10 protein-coding genes and 4 pseudogenes are annotated in these 11,953 nt (G+C 58.4%); 6 read left to right on the top strand and 8 right to left on the bottom strand.

The genetic code is table 11. From position 1 onward, the window contains the following. Nucleotides 1-120: 120 nt before the first annotated feature. Nucleotides 121-413: pseudogene (locus tag CYR75_RS15655) on the bottom strand (type II toxin-antitoxin system RelB/DinJ family antitoxin). Nucleotides 414-481: 68 nt separating this feature from the next. After that, nucleotides 482-1,054, bottom strand: a complete 573-nt coding sequence (locus CYR75_RS15650; RefSeq protein WP_101501181.1) for a recombinase family protein — start codon at nt 1,052-1,054, stop codon at nt 482-484. Nucleotides 1,055-1,490: 436 nt separating this feature from the next. Here CYR75_RS15650 and CYR75_RS16765 point away from each other — a divergent pair, with 436 nt between their 5' ends. Both CYR75_RS16765 and CYR75_RS15640 read left to right on the top strand, forming a co-directional pair. After that, the gene (locus CYR75_RS16765) at nt 1,491-1,625 is read left to right on the top strand and encodes an AAA family ATPase (protein WP_225972947.1); all 135 of its coding nucleotides are present in this window, start codon (nt 1,491-1,493) and stop codon (nt 1,623-1,625) included. Between the two features lie 124 nt (nt 1,626-1,749). Continuing rightward, nucleotides 1,750-2,904: pseudogene (locus tag CYR75_RS15640) on the top strand (IS3 family transposase). Between the two features lie 75 nt (nt 2,905-2,979). Here the strand turns inward: CYR75_RS15640 and CYR75_RS16135 are convergent. Further along, complete coding sequence (locus CYR75_RS16135) at nt 2,980-3,825, bottom strand: hypothetical protein (protein WP_158644702.1); 846 nt, start codon at nt 3,823-3,825, stop codon at nt 2,980-2,982. Nucleotides 3,826-3,944: 119 nt separating this feature from the next. On the opposite strand from CYR75_RS16135, the gene CYR75_RS16130 reads away from it, so the two are divergent. Together CYR75_RS16130 and CYR75_RS16125 are read left to right on the top strand one after the other, a co-directional pair. Then, complete coding sequence (locus CYR75_RS16130; protein WP_158644701.1) at nt 3,945-4,121, top strand: hypothetical protein; 177 nt, start codon at nt 3,945-3,947, stop codon at nt 4,119-4,121. Between the two features lie 564 nt (nt 4,122-4,685). Further along, nucleotides 4,686-5,315: a hypothetical protein gene (locus tag CYR75_RS16125; protein ID WP_158644700.1), complete on the top strand. Its 630-nt coding sequence runs from the start codon at nt 4,686-4,688 to the stop codon at nt 5,313-5,315. Nucleotides 5,316-5,329: 14 nt separating this feature from the next. Here the strand turns inward: CYR75_RS16125 and CYR75_RS15630 are convergent, their stop codons facing one another. Together CYR75_RS15630 and CYR75_RS15625 are read right to left on the bottom strand one after the other, a co-directional pair. After that, the gene (locus tag CYR75_RS15630; protein ID WP_158644699.1) at nt 5,330-6,478 is read right to left on the bottom strand and encodes a glycosyltransferase family protein; all 1,149 of its coding nucleotides are present in this window, start codon (nt 6,476-6,478) and stop codon (nt 5,330-5,332) included. After that, complete coding sequence (locus tag CYR75_RS15625) at nt 6,463-7,467, bottom strand: glycosyltransferase family protein (protein ID WP_101501178.1); 1,005 nt, start codon at nt 7,465-7,467, stop codon at nt 6,463-6,465. Before CYR75_RS15625 ends, CYR75_RS15630 begins: the two co-directional genes overlap by 16 nt. A gap of 219 nt (nt 7,468-7,686) precedes the next feature. Between CYR75_RS15625 and CYR75_RS16120 the strand changes: the two genes are divergently transcribed. Further along, nucleotides 7,687-8,004, top strand: coding sequence for a hypothetical protein (locus tag CYR75_RS16120; RefSeq protein ID WP_158644698.1), 318 nt, complete (start codon nt 7,687-7,689; stop codon nt 8,002-8,004). Between the two features lie 143 nt (nt 8,005-8,147). On the opposite strand, the gene CYR75_RS15620 is transcribed toward CYR75_RS16120, so the two are convergent. Together CYR75_RS15620 and CYR75_RS15615 are read right to left on the bottom strand one after the other, a co-directional pair. Then, the gene (locus tag CYR75_RS15620) at nt 8,148-9,353 is read right to left on the bottom strand and encodes an IS256 family transposase (protein WP_101498463.1); all 1,206 of its coding nucleotides are present in this window, start codon (nt 9,351-9,353) and stop codon (nt 8,148-8,150) included. A 124-nt stretch (nt 9,354-9,477) separates the two neighbouring features. Then, nucleotides 9,478-10,247: pseudogene (locus CYR75_RS15615) on the bottom strand (IS5 family transposase). A 95-nt stretch (nt 10,248-10,342) separates the two neighbouring features. Between CYR75_RS15615 and CYR75_RS15610 the strand changes: the two are divergent. Further along, nucleotides 10,343-10,474: pseudogene (locus tag CYR75_RS15610) on the top strand (transposase); the annotation flags it as partial. A gap of 274 nt (nt 10,475-10,748) precedes the next feature. On the opposite strand, the gene CYR75_RS15605 reads toward CYR75_RS15610, so the two are convergent. Beyond that, nucleotides 10,749-11,807, bottom strand: a complete 1,059-nt coding sequence (locus CYR75_RS15605; RefSeq protein ID WP_101501177.1) for a hypothetical protein — start codon at nt 11,805-11,807, stop codon at nt 10,749-10,751. Between the last annotated feature and the right edge of the window lie 146 nt (nt 11,808-11,953).

The raw sequence follows: 11,953 nt of genomic DNA, 5'->3' as shown, positions 1-11,953 counted from the left end.
ATCGAACCAGCCGGTAGACCCTACCAATAAGTAGACAAAAGTTCAATAGCGTCATGGGTGCAGCGGCGCAAGGTCGCGTTACGCCAGTCTGCGCGGAGGGCCGGCGCTTTCTTTTCGAGTTCAGGCACCCCGCTTGCCTTCGATCATGGCACGAGCCTCTCGCATCGCCTGATCGTGCGGCGTGGTGGGGCACTGATCGGCCAAGGCCTCCCGCATCTTGGCGCGGAACCAGGCATCATAGCACCCGGGTCTGCTGTCAGCCCGGCAGTCAGGCCGCCCTCAGCGGCAACGCGGGTCAGCAGGATGCGCACAGCATCTGAAAGCGTGAGGCCGACAGCGGACAGGGCATCGGCCGCCCGAGCCTTGAGCCGGTCATCGACGCGGGCGTGGAGCATTGAATTCTGGGCGGCCATGACGTGTCCTCCTTTTTCGTCAAATTAATATGTATCGCATTTGAGACACGATCAGGCCCTGCCCTGCCTTATGGCAGGTTCTTTCTTCTTGCCTGTGGAAAGTAGGCGTAGAAGGTCGCCCGGCTCACTCCCAGACGCTTGGCAATTTGCGCCACGGGGATGTTGGGATCCTTGAGAAGCGCTTTGGCCATGGCGAGATCGTCTTCGGAGAGCTTGCGTGGCCGGCCGCCCTTGCGGCCTCGCGCGGCCGCGGCCTTCAGACCCTCGAGCGTGCGCTCGCGGTTCAGATCGAGGAAGTACTCGGCGATGGTGCCGAGAAAATTGAACATCAGCCGCCCGGTCGAGGTCTCGGTGTCGATGGCCTCTGTCAGCGACCGCAGCCGGACCCCCTGCCCTTGCAGCCGATGCGCGGTGTCCAGCATCTCGCGCAAGGACCGGCCCAGCCGATCCACCTTCCAGACCACGAGTTGGTCTTCCGCACGCAGAAAGGCCAGCGCTGCCTCCAGGGCTGGACGCTTGGTGCCGGCGCGACCTGACTCCTTTTCCTCGAAGATGCGCTCGCACCCGGCCCGCTGCAGAGCATCACGCTGCAGATCCAGGTTCTGGTCATCAGTGGAAACACGGGCGTAGCCGATCAACATGTCCAGATAGTAGCCGGATAGGATATCTTGGACAACTGATTTCCGGACACGGTTGTTGGACACAATCAGGCTGAGAAGATGAGGTTCGGCCGACCCTGATCTGCCATGTCCAATATAGGAACGTTTGTTGGACGACCAGCCAAGAGGAAGCAGTGGCACTTTCGGGGCTCAAAGCTGACGGTTGGCTACTTTGAAAACTAAAGCCTGCTTTGCTTACTCATTGCAGCCGTTCAGCGGGACGGCGGCCGCCCCGAAAGCGGCCATATATCCAGACGAGGATTAATAGTATCTTCTTAGGCGAGTTATTGTCGCTGCCTTGTAAGAAGCAAGGATAATCGTGATCTTGCGGACAAGTGGGCAGGATGGAGTAAAATATACGATGGTTACCCTTCGCAACTTACACCCCCTTTGGTAAGTTCAGCGTAAAGGAAAAAGAATGTTTAATCTCCCCATTATCATTGAGAACTACCGCTGCCTGAAGAAAGCAGATGTTACATTTAACGATCGGATGAATGTTATCGTCGGCAGGAACGAGTGCGGCAAATCCACCTGCTCGAAGCGATCCGCTTAGCACTAACTGGCCAGTTGAACGGCAGGACGCTGCAGATGGAACTCTGAACTACCCTCCGAAATTCGGACACTGACATAAGCTACGATTTGCAGTCTGCTGATATTCGACGAGAAGGAGATCAGAGATGTCGAAACGCAAGCAGCACGCGCCTGAGTTCAAGGCCAAGGTCGCGCTGGAAGCCCTGAAGGGCGACGAGACCGCAGCCGAGCTGGCGAGCCGGTTAGGGGTGCTTCCGACGATGATCCATCAATGGAAACGTGCGCTCCTTGAGGGCACTTCCGGCGTGTTTGAGCGCGGCGGCCGAAAGAGGCCAAGGATGAGGAGCAAGTGAAGGAACTCCACGCCAAGATCGGGGAGCTGGCCGTGGAGAACTCTTTTTTGGAACGAAAGCTGAAGCCTTCGGGCGGGAAGTGAGGCGCGGCATGATCCAGCCTGATCATCCTCAGCTGTCCATCAGGCAGCAGTGCAAGCTGCTGTCGATTGCGCGCTCGTCCTTTTACTAAACGCCAAAGGGCGAGACTCAACAGAACCTCGGCCTGATGCGACGGATCGACGAGCAGTTTCTGGAGACACCGTTCGTCGGTGGCCGGCAGATGGCCTGGCACCTGCGTAACGAAGGCCATCTGGTGAATGAGAAACGGATAAGCCGGCTCATGCGGCTGATGGGCCTTATGCCGATCTACCAGAAACCCAACACCAGCAAGCCGACGAAAGGGCACAAAACCTATCCTTACCTTTTGCGCGGGCTGCGGGTGGACAGGGCAAACCAGGTCTGGTGCGTGGACATCACCTATTTGCCGATGCGTCGCGGGTTTCTCTATCTGGTGGCAATCATGGACTGGCATAGCATACCCGGATGGTTCTATCGTGGCGGATATCGAACACGCTGGAGGCAGACTTCTGCGTCGAAGCGCTGAACGAGGCGATCTATCGGTTCGGACCGCCGGACATCATGAATGGCGATCAAGGATCTCAGTTCACATCCTTCGCCTGGACAGACCGCCTACGCCGGTCCGGCATCCGCATCTCAATGGACGGTAAGGGTCGCTATCTGGACCACATCTTCATCGAGCGGCTGTGGCGAACCCTGAAATATGAGTGCGTCTATCTGCATGCCTAGGAGGCCGGATCGCAAGCACGCGCCGGTGTCCGCAACTGGATGGTGTTCTACAATCACCGCCGCCCGCACAAAGCCCTTGGCGGCCGACCACCAGCAGTGGTCTACTCACTGCAAATCGAAGCAACCCAACCCGATCAGCAAAAGCAAATCAGAGCTTAAAAAGCGCCAGATACTGTCCAAGCAATGGGGAGCACCTCACTCCCAAGTTCTCAGATCAAGGCTCGCGGCAACATATTATGTTGACACACGAGGAACAGAACTCAGATCAATAGCCGACAATATTTCTTTCACTACCTCGGGCGGCGGCATCACGTGACCAATTCCCCAATCTCCCACAAATACGCTCACGCCCTTAGTGTCTAGGCTTTTACCATGCCACGGTATGCCTAGGCTCGCAAGATAAGGAGCAACATGGCGGGATATATAGGTTTGATCACCTCTGTTTTGAGTGATATACATCTTTGCACCGGCTGCAGGCGCCTTTTCTGTAAGATTAACAACACCAGGAAAGTCAGCTATATTCCCGCCCCCTAATGCAAATTTACTGAATACTCTGATCGATTTGGGATTGTGGTGAGCTATCAAATTTGTTGCGGGTGCATTTACGTAGGCAATAGCCTCAGAAAATCTAGAGGCAAAATATAGAGCTGCAAAGCCGCCTCCTGAAGACCCGACAAATGCTAATTTTTTAGCTCCAGACCTCTTCTGGACGATCCTGATAATAGCCTCAAGTACACCCTGAGTGGGATAAGTTCCGCTTCCTAAGTACCAGCCTAGAAGGATTTCATCTGAAAGAAAGAGCGTTGGATCAGAAATAAAAAGCTTAGACCCACTCAACACAGAAGCAGTTTTCATCCAGGAAAAAACTGGAAGAACATGATTAGCAGAGGGGCTAAGAGCCGCATTAAAAAAAACAAAAAGGACCTCTCCTTGCCCTTTCTTGAACATGCAATCTATAGGTAACTCGCCGTCTTTTAAAGCGAATAAAGTATCTACGTCCAGTGCTGCTTCAGCAAGGTCAGCTAAAGACGAATAGGTCTCACAACTCCCCCAGCGCTCATGTGATCTATGTCGCTTCACCCACTTCCCCACTTGCTAATCCTGTTTTAAGGTCAGACTGAGCCTTAAAGGCTTTTTTGAGTTATAATATCTTGGCGGGCAGGTTAACATTTTTTTAACTTGCCGCTCAAATGGACTGAATGAGGTCTGCGGATCTTACTGATGCCGCACCAGAAGCGATGCTCGACCTTGCCCTTGTGGGCGGGGCCGGATCGTTCCCAGCTGAGGAGATCGCGACAAAGATGATCTTTCTGGTCATTCGCAACTTCGAGAAAGGAGGCAGGAATGTCAGAAAGTGGTTTGCCGCCCGCAATTAATTCGCTACCATGTTCGACGAGCGCTTCAATGCGTAACCGTATCTGAAACCCGCACGGGCCGGACTAGATACGCCGGACTAGATACACAGAGTTCATGACCCTTCCTTCATCATGACAGTGGCCGCCAACAACCTCGCAAGCCTCCCCAGGCTGCTGCCCGCATGAAGCGAGAAACTGCCCCCGGCGCACATGCCGACCGCGCCGACAGGCAGCCCGATCACGAGAATATGCCCTGATGACGGGACAGCGTTCCGCTCAGGAATATTTCAGCGGCCTGTTAACGGTCACCAAGCATCTATATGCCTACCATATAACGAAAAAACCAGAGGTAAAGTCTGTCTTTGAGGGGAGTGAGGCTACCCAACCCATCATTAAAGCTTGTCTAACATTTAATCTGGTCCTTTCAAAGACACCTGCCTACAAAGGCAGTTCCTGCCCCATCTGCAACTGGAAAGACGGCTTGCACAGATTACTTACCTTCAAAAACCGGCCTGAAGCTATCAAGATAGCCTCTCTGATCGTCGCTCTACAACAGTGGCGATACCCTTGGTTTGTGGGCCAGCCATGTGGGTTGATGCAGTGATCTCTGATAATCCTCAGGCTTGGAATGATGGAATGTCGATGGCCGCACGCGTGTTGCGTGACGCTGGGCGGCCACAATCTGCCGCCGTTCTTAAAAGCCTAGTGCGACCGATCTACCCGCAGAGTGATGAACCTGCCTTCGATCAGGTGTGGCCACAGTATCGCGCGGTGACACCTCGCCTTGCGATTGCCCGCAATGTAGATTCCACCGTAGTTCTGGCGCGGCCAAATCTGGCCGACGTGGTCGGCATCCTGTCTTCTCAAACGAGGAGTTTACTGGCAGGAAGGGTGCGAAATCGGCAACTGCGTTACGACGGTTACGATCTTGAGCTGATGCAGCTGCGTCCAGCCCATCTGGTGGTGGAGACCGCGGCATTTGCGGACTGCTTCGGATGGCAGCACGCCCTGACGCTGAACGATCCATCGGCCACGACCGAGTTGGCCGCACTGGTTCGCAAGGCGCGCGCCGTTGGAATTAACTGTGTGCTGCTGCATGACAGCACCGATCAGCGCTTTCCGCTAGCGTCGCGGATTACTGGACTATTTCACCACGTTGTGGCGGATGCTGAGGACGTTTTGGCGGCGCTTGATCGATCCGCTTTAGAGGCCTGACGGCTTCCCCATCATCAACCAAACCATGTTCTCAACTGGTTCAAAAGTCGGGTAATGTCGAAGGACCCTGCCGCGCGATCCATGATCTCTTTGGCTTCGGCGCAGCTTAAACCTGCCCGATCCATAGAGAGAATGCTCTCTGCAAGCTCTGACGCGCTGGCGCCGACATATTCAGGATAGAGATCGGCGGCCCCATCCCAGTCAATCACCGCCGCCCTGCTGCCCGAGCACAAAGCCTCCGACACGGACGTGTGACAACCTTCGCTTTCGCTGGTCGACAGAAGGTAGCCGATATTGCGGAACCATTCAGCCATGTTCGGGCCCGGACGGTCGAACAGCACCGCGTCAGCGAGCAGGGGATCGGTGCGGACCATCTCAAACAGATCCCGATAGTATGATTTCTGCTGGGGTTTGTTCCACACCCACGCGATATCCCAAGGCATGACAGACCGGATGCGTAGCCGGAACCGCGGCTCGGCGCGCCGCACATGACGCAGCACGTCCAGCGCCAGATGCGGGCGCTTGCGGGAATCGTTAATGCCGACCAGTCCCAGCGTATGCGCGGCCCCGTCATATTTTGGACGGCGGAATTGAGCGGCCACGCAATACTGCGGAATAACTACAATCTTTTCCAGCGGCCAGCCAAAAGTCCTGTGGCAATAATCACGAAAGAACGAGCTGACGACGATGACGCCATCCACGTTGTTGATTTGCACCTGATGCGGCGCGGGAGTGAAGGCCTCGAAGCGGTGCAGGCGGATGAACATCTTTTGTCCGGGACGCTTTCGCTGACTGTACCAGACCGCCTGACCGCCGCACCATTCCGCAAAAATCACGTCCGCTTCGCTCAGCAGTGCTTCGCTGGTCGCCTCGTCATGCTTGAGAGACGCGGCCCATTTGTCGATCAGGAAATCATAGCGGTCTTCGTCCCGCAGCCATTCCAGTGCCAGCGACAGGAATTTCAGGTCGTGGCTGGCGATCAGTATCTTGGGGCGACGAGCGGGCGCCGGACGGGCAACCGGCATGCGCAGCGCGTGCCATAGACGGCGCCCGGCGGTCTCATAGCTATAATCCTCGGCAACCAGGCGAACCTGCTGGCGTATCCGGGAATGCTCTGCACGATCTGCGGCGACCCGCCCGGCTATGGCTACGACATCAGCCATACCGCTTGCAAATAGGGGTAATTCCGCCCGAGGATCTGTTCATAAGCTGCGGTCCGATTAACCACCGCCGGAACCCCCTGACTGGCAAATTCAAGAAACTTGGTCGAAATTTCGAGCGAATCGTTCAGCGCATCATTGCGCCAGCACAGTCCCAGATCATGCGCGGCGGCGACGGCGATAGCATCCTTGCGCTCCATCGGACCATGCCAGGTCACGTTTTCCGTTTCACGGAACTTGCGCAGGATGCGGTTGCGAAAGCCGGGATCGTCCTTTTCCTTGTGAACCTTGTCACCGATCATGGTGACCGAGGCCGCGATCCCGGCCTCGCTGCAGCGCGCCGGAATGTCAAAAAAAGCCTCGACATTCCAGGCGTAGGAATACTTTCCCGAGTAGATGAAGCGCACACCATGCTGCGCATCGGCGACAGTCGCATCGGCCTGCGGATGGACCGGGCTGACCATGGGCGGAAGGATGGAGGTTTTGTTGCTGGCCTCGGGGATCAGCGCTTCGAGCAGCGAGCGTTGTGCATCGGTTTGCACCAGAAGACCCCCGGCATTGCGGACGACCGGCACAAGCGTTTCGTCGCCGCCCCCGAGGTCGGGCGACTCAAGCAGATAGGCCCACAGCCGCGGTGCCACCGCCGGAACCGCCGCCAGCCCGGCGGCAATTTCGGTTCCACGCAGGATAATGCGATCAAAACCGATCTGCGTATCGAGGGAAAGAATGTCACGGGCCACCGATCCGGCGGTCCCCCTATCTTCGTTGCGGGCCTGTTGCAGTCCGGCCTGGTCGCAGATTCGGATGTCGATCCCCTCTGCCTTCTGCAAAGTTGCCGACACGCCCTTGCCGTTCATCGGCTCACGGCTGAGCAGAACGATTCGGCCATCAGGGTAGACGCTCCGCAGAACCTCGACGACGCTTTGCACCCAAATGCTGGAACCATCGATCAGGTTGAGGTTAACATCGGCGTAGACAAGACATTTCATCATTCAGCTCCGTTAAGCGCCCGAAGTCTGCCAAGGAAAATCTGCAAACAACAAATGCTTTGATTTTGTTGTTTAGGGGCGGCTAGTACCGCGGAACTCAATGCATGAGTTGCAGGGTATGCGCAATATTACCCACAACTGCATTTTGGCCTTCGCGCTGTGTCTTGAACCTCCCAAAGACAATCGTTGCAAACGTCAAAACAGCCGGGCCATCCCGCGCAGATGGGTGGTGACCTGCCCCCCGCAGAACCCCTCACCATGAAGTGGTCTACCCTGAACAATCCGATCAGGCGGCGACGGCTCGGTTTTCCCGGGGTGTCGGCCCGCTGCAAAGGCTCTGAGAACCATGCCGATCAGAAGGGCCAAAAGCGCCCTGAGGCGGGCGAGGATCTTGCAAAGCAAGCCTGGCTGGCGCTTGAGCTATTTGAGGGCTCCGCGCCTGCCGCGCTTGCCAAGCCCGAAACCGAGGACTACCCAAAATCAGACCCGCAGACTCTCGTCATGAGCGAGGGACCAGCGGGGAGCACGTCATCAGGCTGATCTTGACGCATGGCAAAATATGGCCCAGAAACAGGGATTTGGTAGGTTTTACTGGAACCAATACGAGGGTCAGGACTCGTTCTCGCGTCATAGGGTCACGTCCGTCAAGGTGGTGTAATTTCCCAGATGGCCTGAAGGCATGATCAGGCGGCTTTCGTTGTGATGCTGAGAATGGGATCAATCTCCTCCTTGTCGATTTGCGCGAAGGCCTCGACCATCATGTAGCGGCTCGAGGTCTGCCACTCGTCATTCTGCTCGAACAACACGGCCCCAATGAGGCGCATGATCGATGCTTCGTTGGGGAAGATCCCGACGACATCGGCGCGGCGCTTTACCTCCTTGTTGAGGCGCTCAATCGGATTTGTGCTGTGCAGCTTCGTGCGATGCTGGCGCGGGAAGGCCATGTAGGCCAGCACGTCATGTTCGCTGGCATCCATCAGATCGGCCAGCTTGGGCCAGCGGGTGCGGAGCTGCTCGGCGACATGGCGCCAAGTCTCGCCAGCGTGCTTGCGGTCGGGCTGTTCAAAGGCCTGGCGGATCGCGGCGGCGACGACTGTGTGCTGGCCCTTCGAAACATGGGCCAGGGCATTGCGTATCCAGTGAACGCGGCACCGCTGCCAGGTGGCTTCGAAGACACGGGCGATCGCGCCTTTCAGGCCGGTGTGGGCGTCGCTGATCACCAGCTTCACCCCGTCGAGGCCGCGGGCCTTCAGCGAACGCAGGAAATCCGTCCAGAAGGTCTCGGCCTCGGATGGCCCGATCCCAAGGCCGATGATCTCGCGGCGGCCCTCGGTGTTGGCGGCAACAGCGATTATGGCCGCGACGCTGACGATCCGACCGCCCCGGCGCACCTTCAGATAAGTGGCGTCGAGCCAGACGTAAGGCCATTCGCCGGCGAGCGGACGGTTCAGGAACTCGCCGACGCGTTCGTCGATATCCTTGCACAGCTTCGACACCGTGCTCTTCGAGATGCCGCTCAGCCCCATGGCTTGAACCAGATCATCGACACGCCGGGTTGAGACACCGCTGATCCAGGCTTCCTGGATCACCGCGACCAGAGCCTGTTCCGAAGTCTTGCGGGCCTCGAGGAAGCCGGGGAAGTAACTGCCCTGCCGCAGCTTCGGCACCCGCAGGTTCAGCGTGCCCAGACGGGTATCGAGGGACCGGTCGCGGTAGCCATTGCGCCAGGTCGTGCGGTCGCCGTTGCGTTCATGGCGCCCGGCGCCGATCAGGCCGTCTACATCGGCTTCCATGATCAGCTGGAGGACGGCCTCGGCAATGCTGCGAAGCAAATCACCCTGATCGTGCTTTTGCAGAAGCTCGGACAGGTCCATGTTGGTCTTGGTCATCGGGGTCTCCGTGTGGTCCGTGGTTGAAGTCGCCAAACTCCACCTCGACCATACACCTCGATGGCCACCCGGGATTACACCGAACGTGCCGGTGAAATTACACCACGTGCTCGGACGCTACCCGTCATAGCCAGAACATGACGGTTGCGGTTTGGGCGACGGCCGAAAGAAAGACCTTTGGGCACCTGTCGTAGCGGGTGGCGATCCTGCGCCAGTCTTTCAAGCGACCGAACATGATCTCGATCCTGTTGCGTCGTTTGTAGCGGCGCTTGTCATGCTTGATGGGTTTGCCGCGCGACTTCCGACCTGGGATGCAGGGCTTTATTCCCTTGTCTTTCAACGCTTCCCTGAACCAGACGGCGTCATAGCCCCGGTCGGCCAGCAGCCACTCCGCCGCGGGCAGACTGCCCAGCAGGGCTGCCGCGCCGGTGTAGTCGCTGACTTGGCCTGCCGTCATGAAGAACCGGATCGGGCGACCATCGGCGTCGGTGACGGCATGTAGCTTCGTATTCATCCTAACCTTGGTTGGACCAATCAGACGGTCCCTCTGGTCGCCTGGCCCCCCTTTTTTGACCGCAGACTGGTGGCCGTGCGGTGGGCCTTGAGATAGGTCGCGTCGATCATCACCGTCTTCCGAACGGCGGCTTCGGCAGCCAGACCATCCATCATCCGGGCGAAGACACCTTTGTCGCTCCACCGCTTCCATCGATTGTAGAGGGTCTTCGACGGGCCGTATTCCTTCGGCGCATCGCACCACCGCAACCCATTGCGATTGATGAAGATAATGCCGCTCAGCACACGCCTGTCATCGACGCGCGGCTTACCGTGGCTCTTGGGAAATAAGCGCTGCAAACGGGCCATCTGCGCCTCGGTCAGCCAGAAAAGGTTGCTCATGATCCGGTCTCCTTGCGGAGCTTGAATCAGGCCGCGTTAGCAAGATCAATGGGTCCTGACCTTAAGAGCCGTTTCACGAGGCGCAAATTATTGGGATGATCAAAGAGCAGGAAGCCGGGAGGCTGACAGCCCGTCGGCACGGCCTGAGCCCGGCAACCTTTTACAAGCTGAAGTCCAAGTATGGCGGCATGGAGGTGTCGGAGGCCGCACGGCTGAAGGCGCTGGAGATGCCGCTCTGCGGAGCAGGCTCGGCGCGGGTCAGGCCAAGGCGCTGCACTTGTGCAGCGACGATGGGATTCACAAGATGCAGCCTGTAGAAAGAAATGATGACATGCGGGGCAAGTCTTCGTGACATGGGAAAAGCCGCAAAAAACAGCGTCTGAAGCACAGCTCCTCGCGTCAGACATTCTGTAACTGGGCTTTCCCAGCCAAGCGGTTCCGCTGACACTTTTCCCGTCGGGCGGCGGTCACATCATCGAAGCCGTTATCCCTTTGGCCTGATCAGACTGCCGCTCGCCAGAATCGGAACCGCCCTTGCCCGGTAATTTCCTGCACCAGCCCATGTTTCTCCATCCACGCCAGGTTGCGCTGCACGGCGGCGCGGCTTGCACCGATCAGCGCCTCGGCCATCGGAGCCGAGAGGACCGGCCAGTCGGTCAGCGCCGCGCGCAACGCAGGCGGCGTCCGGCCTGACAGCGAGGCCATGACGGTGTCCGCGCGCGTGGCCCAGGCCTCGAGATCGTCGAGGCGGCGCATGGCGCTAAAGATGGCGCTCTCCATGCCGTCGAGCCAGCGCGACAGGCGGTCGGCGGGGGAGCCACCGCCGCGCAAGCCCCCTGCCCCGCCCATGGCCAGCGGCGCAAAGACTGCGCCCTTTCCTTGACCGGCGGCAATTCGTGACGCTGTCACGGCAGCCTCCACGCTCTCAGACTGGTGGGTGAGACCGGCCAGGCTCCAGACGTGAAAGCCTGCGCAGGCGCGGCTGATCGGATGCAGGTTGCTCAGGGAGGCCATCAGATCCCGCCAGCTGTCCGCGCGGTCTGCGAGCGGCTCCGTCTCAAGGTCGGGATGCTCGGGGTCGTGGCGGCCGAGAAACTCGGCAAGGCCGGCCTCCGGGCCGGGGCTACCGCTCAGCCGCTGCACGGCCCATCCAGCGCGGGTCAGTGCGGCCGTGTCCTCTTGCATGCCCGACAGGCGCAGGTTGGTCCAGAGCGCCAGTCGATCCGGTGTGATCCGGTCCCCAAAAAACCAGCTCAGCTCCGCCGCCTCGATCAGAGCGAGATAGTGGCGCCAGCCCTCAGGCCCGCGCTGCAGCCGGTCATCCAGCGCGCCGAGCCTGCCAGCGACATGAGCGAGCCGTGCGGCATGGTCAGCCTCCGCTTTCCGCCACTCGTCAAGAACCGCAGCGGCCCGAGATTGCGCCCCGGGCCCTGACGGCAGGAGGTCGGGCTCCCCTTCGGTGGGACCCGGCAGGAACCAGAGATCGGCTTCAGAGGTCTCCTCGACCTCATTGAGGCCAAAGATAAAATTCACAGAGGAAGTAGGTGCTTGAGCCTTCATATGTGCAGAATAGGACAATCTTGACGCCTACCCAAGGGTTTCTTGGGCTGCGTCTCATTTTTGGTGTGCACACGCGCGTGCGACAGCCGGCGCAAGCTATCTGATCGAGCACAGGCTGAGGAAACCAAGGGGACTGGGCGGAACCG

It is taken from the genome of Paracoccus jeotgali, from assembly GCF_002865605.1.
Taxonomy (GTDB): domain Bacteria; phylum Pseudomonadota; class Alphaproteobacteria; order Rhodobacterales; family Rhodobacteraceae; genus Paracoccus; species Paracoccus jeotgali.
Note: the sequence above shows the minus strand (reverse complement) of the source record. Positions and strands in the feature narration are given on the sequence as shown.